The organism is Secundilactobacillus angelensis (genome assembly GCF_012641075.1).
Taxonomy (GTDB): domain Bacteria; phylum Bacillota; class Bacilli; order Lactobacillales; family Lactobacillaceae; genus Secundilactobacillus; species Secundilactobacillus angelensis.
Genome location: NZ_JAAXLJ010000028.1, coordinates 1 through 22,197, shown reverse-complemented (window position 1 = coordinate 22,197; position 22,197 = coordinate 1). Strand labels below are relative to the sequence as shown.

Genomic DNA, 22,197 nt, shown 5'->3' with positions numbered 1-22,197 from the left:
TAGCTGAATAAATTAATCTAACATTGACTTAGCCACTTGCCTTAAAGCTGTTAAACTTTGCGAAATGATAGCGATTAAGCTATCGATTGACGGTTGTGGCTGCGTAAGTAAACCAGCAATTGTCCCAATTACACCACTAGATGCGAATTCAATCGTAGTCGCAAACTGCTGATTGGATTTATCGACGTGTTCAATATCTAGAACGTAACCGGCGAAGATGTTGGTAATTCGCCTAAGCGTTTGTAGACTTTCCCCATGTTGAGTCAAAGCGTCAAATAGTGGTCGATGTTCCAGAACATAATTGATTAGTTGCGCTGCTAGGGGCGCATAATCTTCGATACCATCATGCGGATACGATTCGTCGAAAATCCGCCTGAGCTGATTTATGGTATCAGCCACCACTGCATCATAAAGATCGTAAACGTCCTTGTAATGGATGTAAAAAGTCCCCCGACCAATGTCACAAGCCCTAGCAAGCTCGGCTACAGTGATCTTGTCAATTGGCTTACTCTGTAATAGTTTAACCATTGAGTTTTTCAATTGACGTTGGGTCTTTAGTGTTCGACGATCTGGTTGATCACTCTTCTTAGATGCCATTTCATGAACCCCCCCAAGTTGAGCTATCACCCGATTACCCCCTCTAGATTACCGAACAAAGCCAGTTGCTGAACAATGTAATTTAACTTGTTTATTAATGCACTCTTCCAGACTGACTGACTATTGTATAGTAACCATACCTCCATTATATTAGATATAGCGATAAAAACAATAGATTTTAGCTATTTATAGTCAGGCAATATATATCAACGAGAGTATGGTACAGGTAACTGCGGGGGTTACTTACGGGGGGATAGCTATATGGATTATTTAGCGTTTTTGGAGAAGAATGAACATTGTAAACTAGACATTTTAGGGCTATTAGCCAAGGATGAAAAGCATCGTGTACAAACTAAAGAGATTCTCGATAATTTATCAATAACGGCTTATAAGCTTAATAAGCTTTGCAAAGAGCTTATTGAGGATTTACAGCAGATTGATCAATGCCATTGTCAATTGAAACTTGATGGTAGTAGCCTGGTATGTGAGGATGCTGATTATTCGATCTATCAACAACTCCAGCTGTCTTATCTGAAGCAATCGATTCGCTTTCAAATCTTTGAATATGAGTATTTGGATCAGCAAAAAGAAACACGGCAGAAATTCCTGCACGACCATTATTTGAGCCAATCCAAATTTTATTCTGAACGGGCAAAAGTTGAAGCGATTCTTGAAAAACAAGCATTAGTGAAAGCACAACCAGCTAATATTAATATGCATCCGGAACTGATTGACCGGATTAAAATCACAAATGTTTATTACTATTTTTTCAACGGTATTGATGATCCATTTCCTGAATTGAACAACCAGGCATCACGGTTTTACAATTTTCTAGCCATGACTTTCGGTCTTTCAATGACACCAAGCAAACAGTTAAAACTGAGAATGTTTTTCCAGATTCAGGCAAAGCGGTTGGCTGCTCGTAAGTTTATGAATATCCGTAACATCGTGACCTTAGAGCAAGATGAACGAATTGACCTCTTAAAAGAGTTCTACTTAAAGAACGTTAAGCATAGCGACGAATCTGACACAGATTCTGAACTGAGTTATTTGCTCCTGTTTTTAAGAAGTCAGCATATTCTCGATTCAGTTCCTGTGAAACTTAGTAATCAAGTGCAACAATACTTTGTTCGTGGTAGTCAACAATTCGGTCAAGTTTTAGGACAAACGCCTGTTATTGATCAGACGAAGTTTATGGCAACAGATCAGCAGAATATCGCCGATTCTCTATCTGAATTGACGATTTGGTTAATCGTTTTTGATTATTTCCAATTGACGGAAACCCACTCGGCAGGTCAGCCACACGTTATGATGAGCTTTCCAGCCTTGACTGCTTTAGGGAAAAAGCTGGTCAAAGCTGCCGTTAAGAACTTTGACTTGCAGCTCTCCAATGGTATGTTTTCAGCTTTACTCAAAAGCTATGTCAGATTACTCGTTGATCATGTTCCAAGTGATCTGATTCAGGATAACGTCACCATCTGCGTCGATTTCGCGCAAAACGCGGTTCCAATGGAATACTTCTCAAAGCTTCTAACAGCTAACCTCGGCGGTGGGGTTATTCTCACCGATCAACTGAGCAGTGACGTTGACATCTACCTGTCAGATATCTTTGTTTCCAGCATTCGCGATATCCCACAAGTTACTTGGTTAGATCCGTTGAAGACTTCCAACTGGGAAGAATTGCGGCAGACCATTACCGAAGTGAAGCAAAGTAAGTTAGAGCGGTCACTGGCTGCAAGTTAAATCAATAGTTGATTTAGAAGCGCTCTCGGATATAGATTGAGAGCGCTTTTAAATTATCGAAAACGGCATAATAATGAAAACACTTGACTTATTTCAGTAAACTCGTTTTAATTAGAATTAAATACACATTGTGGTCTGGGGTGCTAGTGATAGCTGAGAGATACCCAAATAACCTGATGCAGTTCGTACTGCCGTAGGGAGCGCCATGTTAGTCGCAAGGCTACCAGTCCATTTGAGCACCATTCAAGTGGACTTTTTTATTTGCGTTAGACCAGTCACAGTGTTGGCTTGGAGGATGAAGCATGCAAGTAACGACAATTATCAAGAATGGTTTGATTGTCACGCCAACTGGTGTTGTAAACGGTGATTTGGCAATGAAGAACGGTAAAATTATTGCGATTGGTGAGCTGTCAGTTAAAGCTGAAGAAGTGATCGATGCTCACGGACAATTGGTATTACCAGGCATGGTGGATGCTCACGTGCATATCAACGAGCCTGGTCGCAGTAACTGGGAGGATTATCACACCGGCACTCAGGCTTTAGCGGCTGGTGGTACTACCAGCATGGTTGTCATGCCGTTAAATGCATTGCCAGCCCGCACAACAGCGACTGAATTTAACCGCCACCGCGAAATCGCTGAAGGTCAATCCTACGTTGATTTTGCGCTGTATGGCGGGTTGGTGCCGGGAAATCAAACCGAAATCGGACCAATGGCGGCTGCGGGTGCTGCTGGTTTTAAGGCATTCATGGCTACAACAGGGAGTGCTGAACCCGGTGACTTCCATAATGTAGATGACTATGACTTATACCGGGGTATGCAAGCTATCGCCAAAACGGGTTTGCGGTTGTCTCTTCACGCTGAAAATGCGGTGTTGACAGACCGGCTAGCGGCAGATAAAATCGTGCATCACCACACTGACATTCAGGCGTACATTGATTCTCGACCACCAATGGTTGAAGTTGAGGCTGTCAGGAGGGCATTGTACTTGGCTAAACAAACGGGGTGCAAGTTGCATTTTGTCCATCTATCCACTGGTGAAGCCGTACGTGAAGTTTACCGGGCTCAAATGGAAGGCCAAGATGTAACTTGTGAAACTTGCGTGCACTATCTGACCCTGAACACAGAGGATTTTAAACGGATCGGGCCGTTAGCAAAATGTTCGCCAGTCCTACGAACACCTCAGATTCAAGCTGATTTGTGGCAAGAAGTTCAGGCAGGACACGTGAACGCTGTGACTTCGGATCATTCACCGGCACCTGCGGAAATGAAGGCGAACCCGAACAATAATATATTCGACGTTTGGGGTGGTATCAGTGGGGCACAAAACAATTTAGACGTGTTTTACGATGTTGCCGTTAAGTCAGGTCGATTAAGTTTGCAGCAGTTCGTTCAGCTGACAGCTGCTGGTCCAGCTAAATTATTCGGTTTGAGCAATAAGGGTGAGCTCAAGGTCGGTGCAGATGCAGACATCACCCTGCTTGATCCCAATCAGAGCTATACTTTGCGGGCTGAAGATCTCTACTACAAAAATCCAATTTCTGCTTATGTAGGTCGGCGGATTGGTTGTCGAGTGACCAGGACATTATTACGTGGCAAAACGATTTTTGAATTAGGGAAAGGTTTTGATCACCAACCTACCGGTGAATTTCTGCTTAACCACCGTGTTGAGGAGGAAGCAAAATGACCCCACCAACAGTAGCTCAACAGGTTAATCAAACAGTTGCCGAAGACTTGTTGCCGATCCCTGCTGAACAACGCAAAGTTGGCGTATTCGCCTACATGGCCATGTGGCTGGGAGATGGTTTTAACATTGGCAATATCACTTTGGGTTCGTCAATCGTTGTGGCCGGGATTGCCACGATGAATTTGTTACAGACGATGGTTGCAGCTGGAATTGCTATCATTATCATTTCACTGATATTTACACTCAATGATCGGTTTGGTTACCGAACCGGGGCACCTTATGTGATTCAATTACGGTTATCGTTCGGTTTGAAGGGTGCTAAAATAGCTAGCTTATTTCGTGGTATTCCAGCGATTGTGTGGTTTGGTTTTCAAAGCTGGACCGGCGCACTAGCGCTTAACCAAATTGGGAAAACGCTCCTTAATAGTAATGGCAATCATACGTTTGAATGCTTTTTGATCTTGCAGATTCTGCAAGTGGTCATGGCACTGTGGGGATTTCGGTCAATTAAACTAGTAACAGGATTCATCGCTACCATCGTGATGATCGCCATGGTCGGAGTGTTTTTACTTCTGGTGACTCAGCATCAAGCTGTGATTCAGCAACGGCTGGTACGGCCAGCTGGCACCTGGGGACTACCATTTTGGGGGTTGATTGTTGCCTTTTTGGGGAATTACACCGCCATTTTTGAGTCAGCAGCTGATTACTCCCGTGAATTGAGACCCAATTTGGGCGAACATCAGCGAGGATTACTTTATTTAATCCCGATAGGATTAGCCTATGGCATGACCATCGTGACAGGTGCCATGCTTGCTGCAGTGACGGGAATAGCGAGTCCAGTAACGGCTATGGCTCATTTGTTAAATAATGGCTGGATGGCGGTGATGATTTCCTTCTTCATTGTGTTAGGAACGATCACCACTAATATGGTTGCTAACATTATGCCACCTACCTATATGCTGACTTCTTTGCTCAAAATGCCTCAGCAGTTAGCGACTACCATCGTTGGTGTGTTAGCCGTTGCAACCTGTCCGTGGATTCTGGTCCAAGACAGTTCAGCACAGGGGCTAACAATATTTATCCATCTGTATTCGATCTTCTTGGGCCCAATGACGGCGATTATTCTGATTGAGTATTACCTGCATCGTCATCAGCAGGTGAACGTGACTGCACTCTATAACGATGGTCAGCAACCCAGTTTTACGTGGCGGGCACCACTTGCACTTCTAATTGGTGCCGTAGCCGCCGCCTCGATCGTTAATTTGTCTTGGTTCGTCGGTTTCTTTGTTGGTGGGTTAGTGTACTGGAAACTGAGAACAGGACAATCAGTGAAAATTAGAGCCTAAATTAAAAGCAGATTTCCAATTGGAAATCTGCTTTTAATTTAGCGTCGCTTCCTTGTGTCGATCGTGGTGAATCACCCAACCAAGGCCAAACAGCAAAATGGCGAGCAAGATAACAAATATGAGGTGTTTAACGTCTCCTCGAAGCGCTAAGTCACCACCAAAGGCATATAAGGCGGATGTGGGTAAACTGCCGATGAAGCATAGCACAATGAGGCGGGCTCGACTGTGAATCAATCGTTTAGCGGCCAAATTAATGACCGTGCTTGGAACAAAGGGAATCGCATACCCCAAGACAATTCCCAAGGAAGGATGGCGGATTTTAAGTAAATCCTGGTAAAGTCGACCGGTAGAATGCTGACTGGGGTGATGCCAAATTTCTGGTAGAAGACTGGCGACGGAAAAATTACCAACTGTGATGGCGATGGCATTTAACACCAAAGCGGTCCAATGGCCGAAACAAACACCTGCAGCAATAGCAAACACTGAAACCGGCGCGCCTGGTAACAAAATAACAATAATCAACAACAAAGTGAAGGTGAGCATGTCGATGGGCTGATGTCTTTGAAAGCGGTCAATGAGGGCACTACGACTGTTAAACTGCGCGAAAAGTGTGGTGAGTTGGCGGTGGAAATGCCAGCCAATGAAGACAATCATTAACACTACTAGTGCAGTGATGATGCCAAAGAAGATGGTCCGCTGTCTCTTGGACACGCTAACACCTCCCCTCATTTTGCACTATGTTGCTTACCGGTAAATTGATCAACATCAATACGAATCACGCCGACGTGCGCCAGATCTTGTTGGCTGATTTCACCGGGCACATCATGACCATTTTCATGCTTAAGCAACAAGCGTAAAGCATGTTCTTTTTCCGGTAGGTCAGAAACCAACGTAGCGTTACCGGTGCCCAATACACTGCGGTAAAAGTAGCTGTAATGGCTCAGTGGCGCCCCTTCTGCTGGAGTATCAAGACTAGAATCAGCGATGATGCTGAAAGAAACCGCGGGGTTTGCAGCGATTAGCCCTCGCCGCTTGCCTTTGGCGGCACCGTGGATGTACAGATGCAGTTGGTTATCAGTGAACTCATATCCGTAGTTAGAGGGAACAACGTAGGGTGCAGGAAAATCTAAGACACCTAAATTAATAATGTGGGCATCTTCGATGATATCAAGTTTGGCGGCAACATCAGTTATTTCACGATCAGTTCTTCTCATTTTTAAGCCTTCATTTCTCATTATTTAGTTTGATTATAGAATAGTCATAAGTCTGTGTATAGTTGAAAATATTAAGATAACAGGGAAAAATACGGAAAACAGCTTAAAAATAGGTTAGTGGTTGACATTTTTCTCTAATGAGTTTATCATCAAAGTCACGATATGAAAAAACAGATTAGAAGATGAGTAGCACTTTTAACTTTAAGTAGAGAGCCGCAGTTGGTGAAAGGTGGCAAAGGGCGAGTGTGAAGATGGTCTTCGATTAAGCAGGATGTTCGAGCGAAAGTTAGAATGTCATGGGTGTGCCCATTACAGCACGAGAGTATCAAAATGTACTCAGTGAGGAAACTGGCGTGAGCTGGTTTCAAATTAAGGTGGTAACACGGCAATTCGTCCTTATCTTCGCTTAAATGCGAGGATGGGGACTTTTTTTTGTAAGGTGCGGAACCTGGCGTTTAGAGACTGGAGCCTAAGGGACTTCTAACGTAAACCCTGGGCTTGGGTTTATGTTGGAAGTGCCTTAGGTGCAAGTCTCTGCCAGGAGCAGCCCGATTACTCTACATAACCGCAAAAACTGCTTAATCCAAAAATCCAGAAGGGAGAGAGACCGACAGTGACTAAAATCAACTACTTACATTGCAATAAAATTTCAACTGCAAGTTTCTTACTTGGTGACGGCATGGATGGCCAGGTCATGTGCCTGTCAATCAACCATTAACCCACTAAAACTTAAAATGATGAAGGAATAAAAGGAGACTTAATATTATGACAACAACTATTATTGGATACCCACGGATTGGGAGTCATCGTGAATTAAAATTTGCCGTTCAAAAGTACTTTAAGAAGGAAATTAGCGCTCGAGAATTAGCACAAACGGCTGCTGAATTGCGTCAGCAAAACTGGGACACGATTAGCGCTGCGGGAATCGACCAATTGGTATCAAACGATTTCTCGTACTATGACACCACATTGGATACAGCTAACCTGTTGAACATCGTGCCAAAGCGTTACAAGGAATTAAACCTGTCACCATTGGACGAATACTTTGCTCAAGCCCGTGGTTATCAAGGCGACAAAGGTGACGTGACTGCTTTAAGCATGAAGAAGTGGTTCAACACCAACTACCACTACTTAGTACCAGAATTTGAAGATGATACGGCTATTAAGCTGGTTGGCACCAAGATCTTTGACGAATATCAAGAAGCTAAAGACCAAGGTTACCAGACTCGTCCCGTCATTTTGGGACCATATACGCTTTTGCGGTTAGGTGCTTTCGAAGGTAAGAAGCAAGCAACTGATTTCACTCAAGCACTTGTTAATGCTTACGAAGCCATCTTTGAAAAGTTAGCTGATTTAGGAGCCGATTGGATTCAGTTAGACGAACCACAATTGGTTAAGGATCAAACTGAAGCTGACTTGGAATTGTTCACTGATCTCTACAAACCATTATTAAGTAATAAGCATGGTTTAAAGGTACTGGCACAGACTTACTTTGGCGATGTTCGCGATAGTTATGACCTCTTAACTTCGCTGGACTTTGATGGTCTTGGTTTAGATTTCCACGAAGGTGCTGAAAGCCTCAACCTTGTTCAATCAAAGGGCTTCCCAGATGACAAAGTGTTATTTGCTGGGATTATCAACGGGAAGAACATTTGGAAAGCAAACTACGATGAAAAGCTTGATATTTTGCATAAATTACCTAAGACCAACATTGTCTTAAGCACCTCTTGTTCGCTGCTCCACGTTCCCTATACGTTGGAAAATGAGCCTCAACTGGATGAAAAGTACAAGAAGTACTTGTCATTTGCTAAGGAAAAATTAACTGAACTGACCGACTTAGATCACATTTTAGGCGGTTCAGGTGATGACGCATTAAAGGCTAACGAAGCGCTGTTTGCTAAGCCTCGTTACGAAGAAAACCAAGCCATTATTGACAAAGTTGCTTCATTAAAAGATAGTGACTTCCACCGTCAGCCATCATTTGCAGAACGGGCTGCTATTCAAAAGAAAGAATTCGATTTGCCAGAGTTGCCGACTACAACGATCGGTTCATTCCCACAAACTCGTGAAGTTCGTCGTAACCGTGCCAAATACAAGCGTGGCGAAATCACCAAGGAACAATATGATCAATTTAACCGCGATAAGATCAAGGAATGTGTTGAATTCCAAGAGAAGATTGGCATCGATGTATTAGTTCATGGTGAATACGAACGTAACGACATGGTTGAATACTTCGGCGAAAAGCTGGATGGGTTCCTGTTTACCAGCAACGCTTGGGTTCAATCATACGGGACTCGTTGTGTTAAGCCACCACTGATCTGGGGTGACGTTAGCCGGAATCAACCAATCACCGTTGCCGAATCAGTTTACGCCCAAAGCTTAACTGATAAGCCAATGAAGGGGATGCTGACTGGCCCCGTAACGATTTTGAACTGGTCATTCCCACGTGAGGATATCTCTAAGAAGGAAAGTACCTTGCAGATTGCCTTAGCCATTCAAGAAGAAGTGCTTGATTTGGAGAAGAACGGCATCAAGATCATTCAGATCGACGAAGCAGCTTTACGTGAAAAATTACCATTACGGCAGTCCGATTGGTACAGTCGTTACCTTGACTGGGCAATTCCAGCTTTCCGTCTGGTTGGTAGCAAGGTTCAACCAACTACCCAGATTCACACTCACATGTGCTACAGCGAGTTTGGTGACATTATTGATGCCATCGATGACATGGACGCCGATGTGATTTCATTTGAAGCATCGCGTGCTGATTTAACGTTACTGGATACCCTTCAGAAATCACACTTTAAGACTCACGTTGGCCCTGGTGTTTACGATATTCACTCACCACGGATTCCATCTGAAGAGGAAGTTGCTGGAACCATTCACAAGATTTTGAAGAAGGTACCATTGCAGAATGTCTGGATCAACCCAGACTGTGGTCTGAAGACACGGGGAACGACAGAAACCACAGCTAGTCTGGAGAACGTTGTTGCTGCAACCAAACAAGTTCGTAAGGAACTGGCACATGAAAGTCGTTAATTGTTTTAAAGAACGACCCGTGATCTCGTTCGAAATTTTCCCACCACGGCCAAATGCCAGTGAAAAAGCAATTGAGCGGTTTTATGATAACCTTGACGTGTTAGCTAATTTGAAACCCGCCTACATCAGTGTGACGTATGGCGCAGGCGGCAGCGATAATAAGTCCGGGACACTGGACTTGTGTCGCTATGTCAAGAAACATTACGGTATTGAAGTGGTGCCTCATATTCCCGGGATTAATTTTACCAAAGCTAAAGTTAAGTCTTATCTAGCTGAACTCAAAGCATCAAACATTGATAACATCTTGGCGTTAAGGGGTGATTTGCCTGAGGATGGGCAGATAAAGGGAGACTTCCAGTATGCCAGTGATTTAGTCAGTGAAATTAAGCAGGACGGCGACTTCAATATTCTGGGTGCGTGTTATCCTGATGTACACCCAGAGGCTAAAGATAGCGTAGATGATATTAAAAACCTGAAGTGCAAAGTGGATGCTGGTGTGTCTCAACTCATTACCCAACTTTTCTTTGAAAATGAGCACTACTATCAGTTCTTGGAACGCTGCGAATTGGCGAACATTGACGTTCCGGTTCAAGCCGGGATCATGTCAGTGGTCAACGAACGCCAGATTAAGCGGATGGCAACCATGAACGGTGTCAGTTTACCGCCAAAGTTCTTGCGGATGATGAAACACTACCAGGACAATCCTGTAGCAATGAGGGATGCAGGAACAGCGTATGCTATCGACCAGATTGTGGACCTGTTGTCAGAAGGTGTAGATGGCGTTCATCTTTATACGATGGATAATCCAGTCGTTACGCAGAGAATTTGTGGGGCGATTGAGACGTTAATTTAAGGTGTGAAGCGAGGCGGTTAGAGAGCGAAGTGCAAGGGACTTCGCTCTCTGCCTGGAGAAGCCCGATTAGTCAATATAACAGCAACCAATCACAAATACACCGTTACCCAGTGAGATGACGGTGCATTTGTGATGTAAAAAAACTCAAAAGCAGCTCGGGTTAGTTTTTTAATCCAACCAACACTACCATTCCGTTGTATAATGTGAACATATCTAAAATAATTGAGGGAGCACACTAATGGCTGAAAATACTGAATTTGAACGCATGATCAATGGCGAATTGTACCACCAAACACCAGAATTACTGGAAATTCGAATGAAAGCTCGGGATCTGTTATTCGAATATAACCGATTAAACTATCGGGATATGGATAATCGAACCCGAATTCTACACGAGTTATTTGCTGAAGTTGGCGAGAACTGCTTTATTGAACTCCCATTTCATACTGACTACGGTTCTAACGTTAAAATTGGGAAAAACTTCTTTGCAAACAATGGGTTAACCCTGTTAGACTCTGGTCCAATCGAAATTGGGGACGATGTCTTGATTGCTGGTAATGTTGGCCTGTACACGGCGGGGCACGCCTTAGATCCAGAACTGCGTCTGAAGACGGGTGCTGAATACGCGATGCCAATTAAAATTGGTAACAATGTCTGGCTCGGCGCCAGTGTAACGGTTTGTCCAGGGGTTACCATCGGTGATAATAGTGTGATTGGTGCTGGTTCAGTCGTTACTAAGTCGATTCCCAGCAACTCCTTAGCATATGGCAACCCGGCTCACGTGGTCCGTCAATTTGACGAGCGTGATAAGAAGTACTATTTCAAGCAACGGAAAGTTTCACAGGAATACCTTGATAAATTAGCTAACGGTGAGTCATTTCATAGATAGTAATACATGATACAGTCAACGTCGTCTGCAAGGATGACGTTGTTTTTTAACACAAACGTTGCCGACCACTAAGAAAAAGTGTACACTATTATAAGTGGTCAACCACATATAAACGATTAAAATCAAAGGAGACAGTGAAATGTCAAAAGTATTAGTTATCAAAGCACACCCATTTGATGGGGACAGATCGCGCACAATCAAAACGTTAGATACGTTTATTAAGTCTTATCAAGCAAAGAACCCCGATGATGAGGTTGAAATTTTAGACCTTTTTGCCGTTAATTTTCCGGAACTAGACGGTCCAATGATGACTGCCTGGGGACAATTAGCTAAGGGGAAGGCCTTCACGGATTTACCTGCTGGTGTTCAAAGAAACATGGGATTATTTAATGAAGCACTAGCGCAATTCAAGGCTGCTGATAAATTAGTTATTGCCAACCCAATGTGGAACTTGAGCATTCCAGCTAAGTTAAAGAACTGGATTGATGCCATCACCGTTGTTGGCGAAACTTTCCGGTACACTGCCACTGGTCACACTGCGTTGGTTCCTGACAAGCCATTCGTGCACATCCAAGCTGCCGGTGGTAAGTATGGAGGCAAAGATTTGGGTACCCAATATGTACAAGCTGCACTAGAATATTTAGGTGCTAAGCGATTTGCTAAAATCGGCGTTGAAGGAATGGACCATTTTCCAGACCAAGCCGATGAAATCGTTGCAGCTGCGCAAGAAGAAGCTAAGGAAGTTGCTGCAAAATTCTAGAGTAAACAAGGGGGCAGTGCTATCAGTTGATATTGATAAGTATCTCCGGTGGTTTCGCTACTGAAAGTCAACCTATGATTTGATTTAGTATACTACTTGAATTTAGCCTTAACCTGTTCCACAACTCAGATTCCGGCCATATAACACAAACTAGCGCCATCCCGATAAAACCATCGGAATGGCGCTAGTTTATATTATATTTTGGAATCTAACCAGTTGTGTCACACTTCAATTTTCTCCAAGTTACCACAGATTTTATTAGCGATTTTAATAAAAACGGCTTGTTCATCTGGTGATAGATTTTGAATGGATTGTTCCTCAACGGTTTGACAAATTTGTTCCACTTGCTTAGCCAGTTTTAAACCTGCAGGGGTGAGCTGAACTAGAGTGACCCGGCCGTCTTGGGACGATTTGCCGGTTTCAGCCAGTCCGTTGTTAACCAATCGGCGAACGGACTTAGCCACCGTTGAATGATCGACCTGCATGGCTTTTGCTAAAGTATTTTGCGCCTGTTGACCACTACGGGCCAGTGTAATCAAAATTGTATCTTGACCAGGATATAACCCTAGGACACGGATGTCCTTCGCAATTAGTGATTCGTGTGCGTTAACGATGCGTAAGGCTGATGCACCCACTGGATAGTCATTAAAAACAAGCATAATTTTCCCTCCGATTTGTTTCTGTTGCCGACCACAAAAGTGTACCAAAAAACGTTACAAACTTCAATTCTAAGCTCAGTCAATTAGCTTAATGAAAGGGCTAGTACCGGTCGATTAAATCGGTACTAGCCCACTTAAATGGCCATATTTAGTTATTCTTCAAACTTACCGGTATCTTCATTTAACAGACTACTAATATCGTGGATCTGGTCATAGCGATACGTGCTGTCATAATCATGGGTGTCTTTATCATAAGCTTTCACTTGAAGGACATCCTTGTGCGGCCAGCTCACGACGTAAGTGTAATCATCGTAATCAAAACCGTACTGATCAGCTATGGCGTCAATGCCTGATTGTTCATCGCCGTGATACTCTTCTTCAAAGTGACCATAGTTGCTGTCGCTTGGCGTTGTACCACTATCATCTGTATCACTGCCACTGTCGCTGTTATCGTTGGAATCAACATCAGTATTCGAGTCCGTAGTGTCTGTGCTATCAGTGGTATCTGGCGTTGATAAATCGACTTTGATATTTTTCGATTGAGTCGAAACCAAGTTCTTAGTGACCGATTTTCCATCTGCTGTAGAACCGGTGTTGGCTAATTTGAACGTATAACGGCCTGGGAACAGCGGACCAGCTTTATAAGAATAATGATCATTGCTGGCGGTAGCTACGTTCAACCCGTTCAGGCTGATGGTCGCTTGATCCACGTTGGTCTGAACCGTTGGGTACATGGCGACAACTGCTAGTTTGTAAGCGGGGAAGAACAGCAGGTGGTGACCCTTAGTAACCAACTTGAAAGTACCATCGCTGGTTTGGTCATTGGCCATCAAGCTGGATTTCATGTCAGCCAAGTAACGTTTATCGGAAGTTAAATAGCTCATAAATGGTTTGATGGATTTTGAGTTGATTTCTAAACTCGGATCGGTGGAAGTCATGTATTTGACGGTGGTGTCAGTGTCATTGTCATGCATGGCTGTTATCATGTCATCCACTTGTCTAGATTTGCTATATTTCCCGCTACCATAGAGATAGGTACCAGCGAGAATTACAATGATGAGCACGACTAAGCTAATCCAAATTGCCTTTTTATGAGAGCCACTTTTGCGCCGCTTATTTCGTGTGGGCACACTGGTAGTTGGCTGAGGCGCAACGGGTGTGGGCTCAGGTTGGAATGAGGAAGGTTGGTTGGTGCTGGTAGTGGCCGGCTTTAACCGGTAACCGCAGTTTTGACAAAAAACATCGTTAGGACTAATTTTAGCCCCACAATTTGGACACGTTAGCATAGGACTCACCTCTGAGATTTAAATTGATTGAAGATGTAACGATAGGCGTTGGGCAGTGCGCGATTCCAGTAAGGCCAGTTATGATTGCCAAAATGATCGACTTGATAAGTGGACTTGATCTGGTGTTGCTTCAGCTGCCCGACAAATAGATTGACGTCAGCAATGGGGACGGTGGTATCCAGCGCGGTAGTTTCTATGTAAAAATGTGCCGGAGATTTAGTTTGATTTAAATAGCTGGTTAAATAACGGCTTGGTTGAGCTTGTTCAAAGGCTTTCTGGTTAAACGCACCGTTAGTTCTGAAGGCGTCAACCTGCGGATTGGATTGCACAGTAGCAGGTACTTTTTGCCAAATAGCCGGTGAAACCAGTGCGTCAACGGAGAACAGCTGTGGATGCCGGAAAGTTAACCGTGCGGCACCATAGCCACCCATCGAGATCCCACCAATCGCGCGTTGTTTCTGACCAGCTAACTGATAGGACTTGGTGGTTTGTGGAATGAGATCATCAACCATTGCGTTTTCCATCTTCTCGTTACTAGTGTTCAAGTAAAAAGAATTACCACCGTCTGGAAAAATGGCAACTACTGGCAAATGCTTTTCGGCAACTAGTTGATCCAAGTAGGTTTTGGAGTGCGCTTGTGTCGTTAAGTTTGTCTCATCGCCATATAGCCCGTGCAACATATAAATGACAGGAAAACGGGTACCCTGTTCCTTTAGCCGCTGATAGTTCTTTGGCAGATACACGCGGTATCGCCAATTTCGACGCAGTTGTGGGCTATAACACACGCGAGAAATCACATGACTAGGCGCAGGTGAGGCAGTTACCGTTTTCTTGGCAGCACTCCGGGTGTTTTTCCCGACTGACTTTGCCGACTGCTGCTGGTTTGAGTGAGACTGTGCAGTATGCTTTTCTGGCGGATTTAACGAATGCACCAATCCACCAAAAATCACCCCAATAATTGCAATGGTGACGATAATAACTGCCCAGAGGTACTTCTTCATGACTAAGCCCCCTAATAACCTGTCAAGAACGAAAATTTAATATTACAATAATCTTACTCAAATACAGTAAGAGTGACAAGTCTACGTCAGCTAAAAAGACCAAACATTTGTCTAATAAGCGATAGCTAACTCTTTATTATCAGTTCTATACAAGTAGCCGAACTCCTCAAAAAAGATTTTTATTTCAGCGTAAAAGACTCATAATCACAACCGTCTTGTTTAAACAGCGTTGTTAAATAAATGATTTAAATGATAAAATTCATTATAAGTCAGAGCTAAACCGTAAAATCGGCATTGATAACGTAATCACTCCTTTGAAACAGACGTGTAAGCGTGACATAAAGCGATTTCTGCACGAAATTAACTAGTAATTAATTACATAAGTGCTATTATTAATATGAAATCAATTAATAATTTGAATCATATAGTCAGCGTTAGTTAAAATAACCCATGGCCATTGCCTAAGTTAAGTGCTATGAGTGAGATTGTTAACTAACGCTGAATTTGCTTTCGGAGGATATTTAAGTGGAACAGGTTGCTGTTCTAAACTATAAGCGCGAATCGGGGGGTTCTCGTTATAGTTTCTAAGGGCTAGTAGATAATCCAGTCAACGGAGGCAGATTTATTTCATGACTAAACGGCAGAAAATGTTGCTAAATAAAGCAACAATACAACGTAAAGAACATTACAAAATGTATAAAAGTGGAAGTACATGGGCATTTACCTGCATTGTTTTGATGGCAGGTGTTTTTTGGTCGGTACCTACCGTATCGGCGCAAGCTTCAGGAACGTCAACTGATCCGGCTACAAAACAGGTTGTGACTGGTTCGGACACGAGTGCAAATAGTCCAACCACCAGCACTGCAACTGCGCAGGCTACAGCAACTGTCAAGGCTGCTACCACGGTTACACCAAGTGCTACGACGCCGACCAGTTCGGATGACAGCACAACCACAGCAACTCAAAACAAAATCACAACAGCCAACTTAAACGGGACTAACCCAGCTAATTTGAACGCTGATGGTACCGTCTCCCGAACTGATATGACGAATGTAACTACTTCATCCGTTCAAGCTGTGCAGGATAATTTTAAAGCCGAACGAATTTCCAAGGTTGATGGCAAAGTTGGAAAACCTGTGAATATTTCGAACACCATCAGTAATGGTGGGGTGACTTTAGTACCAGCAGATACCAGAAATACGGTTGGCACGTTAGTTTTCAAGAACCAGATTGATACGAGTAAGGCCTTTACCTTTAACGCAAGTTTTACGTCTCAAACAGCTGGTGGCGGTGGCGGCATCGGGTTTATTTTACAACCAGTTGATCCGCAAGCCGCTGGGGTTGGCGAGGGTAGTGATCCATCAGTTGATATTGGTATTTATGGGCAGCCTAACACAACTTTCATTGGTCGAGATGGGTATAAAGATGTCGCTGACACTCCCTCAAGAGCGGATACCGACTGGACGAATTTGACTATTCGCCAAACGGATGACCAGGGACACCTCACTGCCACCTCACCAACGTGGTCAAACAGTTCAACACCAGCTACGCCATCGAATGTCAACATTCCTTTGACGGAATACGCAACGTTAACTTGGACACCTACGTCTGGCGTTGTGGACCACAAGGTGACAGGAACTTTAACTTATACCACTTATAAAGATGCCGCGCGGACCCAAAAGGTACAAACACTGACGACTAGCTCAGCGACTTATATTCCAACTAGCAAATTAAACTCAATCACGCTAAATCAATCCGTTTCGATTGCTGCTTTTGGGGCGACCGGTAATGAATTAGATGAGCGGAGTGTTCAGGTTGCAAGTACAACCGATGCTAGTGAAGGTGGCTTTACGGCTAAAGTCAACACCATGCCCATCAAGATTACATACGTTGACCAAGATGGATCCACACCTCTTCACGATGCTGACACAACCAATGTGAACGTTGGGGACAGTTTAACGATTGCTTCAACGACCGATTTAAGTACCAACACGTTTGCACCAAGGACGATTGATGGTTACCGGTTCGTTAAAGCTGTAGCGAGCGATGGGACAAACACCATTACCGTTTCCAACAGTGTATTAAACGCTTTGACTTCTAACCCTAACGTCAACAACATTGTCGTTTACTATACAAATAAAGTGTCTTACACAATTCAGCCAGTGAACGCTTTGGGGCAAAATATCACTGGTTTAGCACCAACTCAAGGCACAGTTAAAATTGGCGATTCAATCACTGCGCCAACGTACACTGGTTATACGCCGTCAACCGCTACCATAGCCGCACCATTAACTGATGGTACGACGCTAAAACTGGCTTACTCTGCAGTTGCAAGTAGTGTCACAGTTAACTATCAAGGTTTGCCAACGACTCTACCATCAAATACGGCTAATGGATCAATTGGCAGTACGTATAATGTTGTTTCGCCGACCGTTCCTGGATATACAGCTGATCAAGCCGCCATATCAGGTACTTTTTCTAAGGAAGGCAAGACTGCTTTAACCGTTAAATACACACCTAGTAGCAATAGCTATCAAGTAATTCCGGTAGATGAAAATCAAAACGTCATCGCAACGTTACCCGTTCAGACTGAATCTAGCACGACGGGTGATTCAATTGTTGCACCAACTTATACCGGCTATAAATTAGTCGATAGCACGACTTTGCCAAAAACACAGGGTGGTGTGACGAGTTATCAATTAAGCTATCAAGCGATTCCGTACAATGTGCAGGTAACTTACGTTGGTTTGCCAACGTCACAGCCTGTTGGTACTGCTGAAGGGACGATTGGAACTTCATACCAGATTAATTCGCCAATCGTCGCTGGTTACACGCCCAACAAAACCACTATTACGGGTACTTTTTCGGATTCTGGCACCAACACATTTACAGTTAATTACACTCCTGATACGAAGGTTTACAAGGTACAACCAGTGGACAGCAATAACGTCCCGATTGCCACTTTGGCACCGCAACAATTTGACGGTAAGACTGGCGATAAGATTCAGTACCCCAAATATGAGGGATACACCGTTCAAACAAATAACGAAACGGTGCCAGCTATTTCTCACCCAACACCGACAATCAACGTCAAATATGTGGCTAATGCGTCATCTATGACCGTTAACTATAATGGCTTGCCGGCCACTAATACAGCTGCTAAGTCAACCACTGTTAAGGGTGTCACGGATGGTAGCTATAAGATTACGGTTCCAACTGTCGCGGGATATACACCTGACGTTTCAGTTGTGACTGGTACCTATAGCAATACCGGCAGCAAGACGCAAACGGTAACTTATACAGCTAACGATAACAGTTACACCATCACACCAGTTGATGAGGACGGCCATCCAATCGCTGGGTTAAGCACCGTTAGCGCAAGTACCAAGACTGATGCACAGATTGAGATGCCTGATTATAGTACTGAAGGCTACGAATTAGTCGACAGTCAGTCAATCGTGACCAAACCTGGTGTTACTAATTACCAGGTTAAGTATCAAGCCGATACACAGAAAATTACAGTGAACTACAATGGACTTCCAACTGCGGATGCTAGTCTGGCACCCGTTCAAACACAGACCGTTAAAGTTGGGGATAGTTATAACTTTGTTTCTCCGACAATCACGGGTTATACAGCTGACATTCCGGTTGTGAGTGGTGTCTATGCTATGGGTGGCGAGTCTGCCTTCAAGGTAACTTATACACCATTGAAAGAGACAGTGACGATTGCTGCAGCGGGGTTGGATCCAGATTCAGCCGCAAATTACACTGCTATTACTCAGACAGGAAATTATGGCGATTCATTTAGCATACCGGTTACTAATGTTGCTGGATACACTACAAAAGAAGTTACAATTACTGGTACTTATGGTGCAGATAGCGCAAGCAACATGCACGTCGTTACGTATACTGGGCAGCCAGCCAGTGTGACAATTGTGTACAGTGTTGCTGGTAATGGTGCAACCGTGCCTGCATCTGTAACTTTAACCGGGATTGTTGGCGGTTCTTATACCCAGGACAGTCCAACGGTGAAGGATTACACTCCAGATCAAGCAACGGTTAGCGCGATGTTTGCTGCGGCGGATGTTACCGAGAATCATGCACAGATTTCAGTTAAATATGTAACTAGTGCTAATACTTATATCATTCAACCAGTGGATGCGAGCGGCCATTCAATTAGTGCACTGAGTACTACAACGGTAGGAACTTCAGATGGTAAGACCGTGCAAGTGCCTGATTTTACAGATCAAGGTTACATTACTGATAAGACAACGGCTGAAGTATCAAAAGCCGTTAACAAAATTATCACAGTCACTTATTTGAAGCAGGTTTCCTACACAATTCAACCAGTTGATACAAATAATGTGGCTATCAGCACCTTGTCTCCAATTACGACAACAGCGACCGTTGGCTCCAAGGTGACGCCACCTATTGAGACTGGTTATGAGTTGGCAAATCCAGCCACGACGTATACAGTGCCTGACGCTGGCGGCACACTCAGTATTCAATACACAGTTAAACCGGTCAGCATTGCCCTCGTGCCAGTAGACGGTAATGGACAAGCTATTAGTGGTCTTGGTAAATGGTTAATTTCGAATAAACCGCTTGGTGGAACAATTATTAATGTTACCCCACCTCAATACAAGGGTTATCAGCTAAAGTCCAATGATAATTTAAACATTTCAGTTCCAATTCAAGACGGTCAGTTGATTGTTCCAGTGACGTATTTAAAGATGTTTACTGCTCAGCTAACCGGTTCAGAAAGCGAAACCTACACGGGTGCGAATCAGGCCCCTGATTCAGAAAATTATAAAGTTAATTTACCAGATGGAACTAGCTATGCGTTATCGGCAAATGATTTGCAGTTTGTGTCGAGTGGTTCTACTAGTACGGTTGCCAAAAATGTAGGTACTTATAACGTTCAATTGACGGATGCGGCCAAACAAGCAATCAGCGATTCGTTATCACAAAACTACGCTGTGACTGTTGAAGATAATGCGACGTTCACGGTTACACCAGCGGTATTAACGGTGCCAACTGCGAACACGGCAAAGGTTCCTGTGAATGTTTCTGATCCAGCTCAAAACCCGCAGTTAGCAACTTCGATTGTGGTTCAAGGTGCAACGAAGGTTTACGACGGTGATGCATCAACGGATCCCGTAACCTTTAACGTACTCGCACCTAGTCAATACACTGATTTTAAAATTCCTACTTTGAGTGATAACGATTTTGACATGAGTTCGATTAGTCAAAACGCGGGTAATTATGAAGTTAAACTGAGTGATAAGGGACTTCAAGATCTTCAAGCTTCCAACCCCAATTATCAGTTTGATGCTACCGACGTGCAGAGTGGCCTGTTTGTGATTACAAAAGCACCAGTTACCATTAAAGCTGACAATGTTACGACAGCATACACTGGTAAGACTTATGATGACGCTGCGCTGAAAGCTGAAGTGACAACACCGGTGCCTGCAAAAGGTGACAAGCTGGTTTATACCTTGAGTGCTAATAGTGTTATCGATGCAAGTACGGTCGGTTATCCGATTACGGTAAATGTCAGCGCAACGGATAATCCAAATTACGATATTACGACCGTTTCTGGCCAGTTGTTTATCACGCCAAATGCCGATGCAGTAATCAAGGTTGGTGATGACAATAAAACATACGATGGGACAACCAAAGTTGCTGATTCTCAATACAAAGTTGGATTATCGGCAGGTATGATTGAACCAACCTGGAACGCCAGCGACTTTGACTTTAGTGGCATCACCAGTGCGAATGTTAGCAACAACTATTCTATGACACTAAGCAATCAAGGGATTGCAGATCTTCAAAAAGTTAATCCAAATTACTCCATATCCAGAGCTAATGTGACAGCGGGTAATTTTGCAATAACGCCAAATACTACCGCAACAGTTGCAATTGGCAATGGTATGAAGACTTATGATGGCAGTAAGAATGGGGCTGTTACACTGTTCCAGGTAACGGGTTCAACTGGTATCACTGTTCCAACACTGACCAATGATGACTTTGATTTCAGTGGCATCACCAGTGCCAACGTAGGCAGTTACGCGGTTAAACTCAGTGATGCAGGGATTGCAGCATTACAAAGTGTGAATACAAATTATACAATCACTAGTAGCAGTGTGACTGGTGGTGATTTGGTCATCACCCCGAATACAACTGCTAAAGTACAAATTAGTACAGGTACTAAGGTTTACGATGGCACTACAAATATTGCTGCCACCAGCTTTAAGGTGACTGGACCAACTGATATGGTTATTCCAACGTTGACTGATGATGATTTTGATTTCAGTGGAATTGATAGTGCCAATGTGGGTCAGTATTCAGTTAAGCTCAGTGAAGCTGGCATTAACGCACTGCAAAGTGCCAACAAGAACTACACAATTACGAGCGACAATGTGATCACTGGTAGCTTGAACATTACACCAGCGCACATTACCATCACCGCACCTAGCGAAACCGTGACCTACAACGGTGAAGTACCAGTTTTACCGAAAGAAACAGTAACGGTTCAAGAAGGTGCCGTTGGCACGCCAGTGGCGTACACGATCAGCAATAATGTGAAAGCCGACACAGGTGGATACACAACAGCAGTTGAATTACCAGCTGATGGTAACAAGAACTACGCGATTACAGCAGTTAATGGCACGGTGACAGTTACGCCGAATGCCAGCGCTAAAGTGACCTTAAGTGATGCCAATAAAGTTTATGATGGCACTACGAACGTGGCTGCCAGCGACTTTAAGGTGACTGGACCAGCCGATATGGTTATTCCAACATTAACTGCTGAGGATTTTGATTTCAGTGGTATCAAGGGTGATGCGGGGCAGTATTCCGTAAAGCTTAGTGAAGCTGGTGTTAACGCACTGCAAAGTGCTAACAAGAACTACACGATTACTGGCAGCAATGTGATTGCCGGTAATTTGAATATCACACCTGCTCATATTACAATCACCGCACCTAGCGAAACCGTGACCTACAACGGTGAAGTACCAGTTTTACCGAAAGAAACAGTAACGGTTCAAGACGGTGCCGTTGGCACGCCAGTGGCGTACACGATCAGCAATAATGTGAAAGCCGACGCAGGTGGATACACAACAACAG

The 22,197-nt window shown here is 43.8% G+C and carries 14 protein-coding genes and 1 riboswitch; of the genes, 8 read left to right on the top strand and 6 right to left on the bottom strand.

What is annotated here, in order from left to right; all coding sequences use genetic code 11:
- Positions 1–12: 12 nt before the first annotated feature.
- Positions 13–597, bottom strand: coding sequence for a TetR/AcrR family transcriptional regulator (locus tag HC026_RS11425; RefSeq protein WP_168926060.1), 585 nt, complete (start codon positions 595–597; stop codon positions 13–15).
- A gap of 261 nt (positions 598–858) precedes the next feature.
- Between HC026_RS11425 and HC026_RS11420 the strand changes: the two genes are divergently transcribed.
- From HC026_RS11420 to HC026_RS11410, 3 genes are all read left to right on the top strand, one after another.
- Entirely contained in the window at positions 859–2,340 is a 1,482-nt protein-coding gene (locus tag HC026_RS11420; protein WP_168926059.1) for a hypothetical protein, read from the top strand.
- 126 nt (positions 2,341–2,466) lie between these two features.
- Positions 2,467–2,558, top strand: a riboswitch (TPP riboswitch).
- Positions 2,559–2,642: 84 nt separating this feature from the next.
- On the top strand, positions 2,643–4,025 hold the full coding sequence (gene allB, locus HC026_RS11415; RefSeq protein ID WP_168926058.1) for an allantoinase AllB: 1,383 nt from the start codon (positions 2,643–2,645) through the stop codon (positions 4,023–4,025).
- Positions 4,022–5,371, top strand: a complete 1,350-nt coding sequence (locus HC026_RS11410) for an NCS1 family transporter (RefSeq protein WP_168926057.1) — start codon at positions 4,022–4,024, stop codon at positions 5,369–5,371. The genes allB and HC026_RS11410 overlap by 4 nt, the downstream gene beginning before the upstream one ends.
- Positions 5,372–5,404: 33 nt before the next feature.
- Here HC026_RS11410 and HC026_RS11405 read toward each other — a convergent pair whose 3' ends face one another.
- Complete coding sequence (locus HC026_RS11405; protein ID WP_168926056.1) at positions 5,405–6,082, bottom strand: VTT domain-containing protein; 678 nt, start codon at positions 6,080–6,082, stop codon at positions 5,405–5,407.
- Between the two features lie 14 nt (positions 6,083–6,096).
- Positions 6,097–6,585, bottom strand: coding sequence for a pyridoxamine 5'-phosphate oxidase family protein (locus HC026_RS11400; RefSeq protein ID WP_168926055.1), 489 nt, complete (start codon positions 6,583–6,585; stop codon positions 6,097–6,099).
- Between the two features lie 765 nt (positions 6,586–7,350).
- Between HC026_RS11400 and metE the strand changes: the two genes are divergently transcribed.
- The 4 genes from metE to HC026_RS11380 all read left to right on the top strand — a co-directional run bounded on the left by metE (position 7,351) and on the right by HC026_RS11380 (position 12,123).
- On the top strand, positions 7,351–9,621 hold the full coding sequence (metE, locus tag HC026_RS11395; RefSeq protein ID WP_168926054.1) for a 5-methyltetrahydropteroyltriglutamate--homocysteine S-methyltransferase: 2,271 nt from the start codon (positions 7,351–7,353) through the stop codon (positions 9,619–9,621).
- Positions 9,608–10,474, top strand: a complete 867-nt coding sequence (gene metF / locus HC026_RS11390; protein WP_168926053.1) for a methylenetetrahydrofolate reductase [NAD(P)H] — start codon at positions 9,608–9,610, stop codon at positions 10,472–10,474. The genes metE and metF overlap by 14 nt, the downstream gene beginning before the upstream one ends.
- Before the next feature lie 238 nt (positions 10,475–10,712).
- On the top strand, positions 10,713–11,363 hold the full coding sequence (locus HC026_RS11385) for a sugar O-acetyltransferase (RefSeq protein WP_232843741.1): 651 nt from the start codon (positions 10,713–10,715) through the stop codon (positions 11,361–11,363).
- A gap of 139 nt (positions 11,364–11,502) precedes the next feature.
- Positions 11,503–12,123, top strand: coding sequence for an FMN-dependent NADH-azoreductase (locus HC026_RS11380; protein WP_168926052.1), 621 nt, complete (start codon positions 11,503–11,505; stop codon positions 12,121–12,123).
- Positions 12,124–12,344: 221 nt separating this feature from the next.
- Here the strand turns inward: HC026_RS11380 and HC026_RS11375 are convergent, their stop codons facing one another.
- The 3 genes from HC026_RS11375 to HC026_RS11365 all read right to left on the bottom strand — a co-directional run bounded on the left by HC026_RS11375 (position 12,345) and on the right by HC026_RS11365 (position 15,069).
- Positions 12,345–12,782 (bottom strand): MarR family winged helix-turn-helix transcriptional regulator, encoded by a 438-nt coding sequence (locus tag HC026_RS11375; protein WP_168926051.1) that lies wholly within the window; start codon positions 12,780–12,782, stop codon positions 12,345–12,347.
- A 152-nt stretch (positions 12,783–12,934) separates the two neighbouring features.
- The gene (locus HC026_RS11370) at positions 12,935–14,068 is read right to left on the bottom strand and encodes a TcaA second domain-containing protein (RefSeq protein WP_168926050.1); all 1,134 of its coding nucleotides are present in this window, start codon (positions 14,066–14,068) and stop codon (positions 12,935–12,937) included.
- 5 nt (positions 14,069–14,073) lie between these two features.
- The gene (locus HC026_RS11365) at positions 14,074–15,069 is read right to left on the bottom strand and encodes an alpha/beta hydrolase (RefSeq protein WP_168926049.1); all 996 of its coding nucleotides are present in this window, start codon (positions 15,067–15,069) and stop codon (positions 14,074–14,076) included.
- 629 nt (positions 15,070–15,698) lie between these two features.
- Here HC026_RS11365 and HC026_RS11360 point away from each other — a divergent pair.
- Positions 15,699–22,197 (top strand): MBG domain-containing protein (locus tag HC026_RS11360; RefSeq protein ID WP_168926048.1); only part of this gene is annotated, 6,499 nt, incomplete at its 3' end.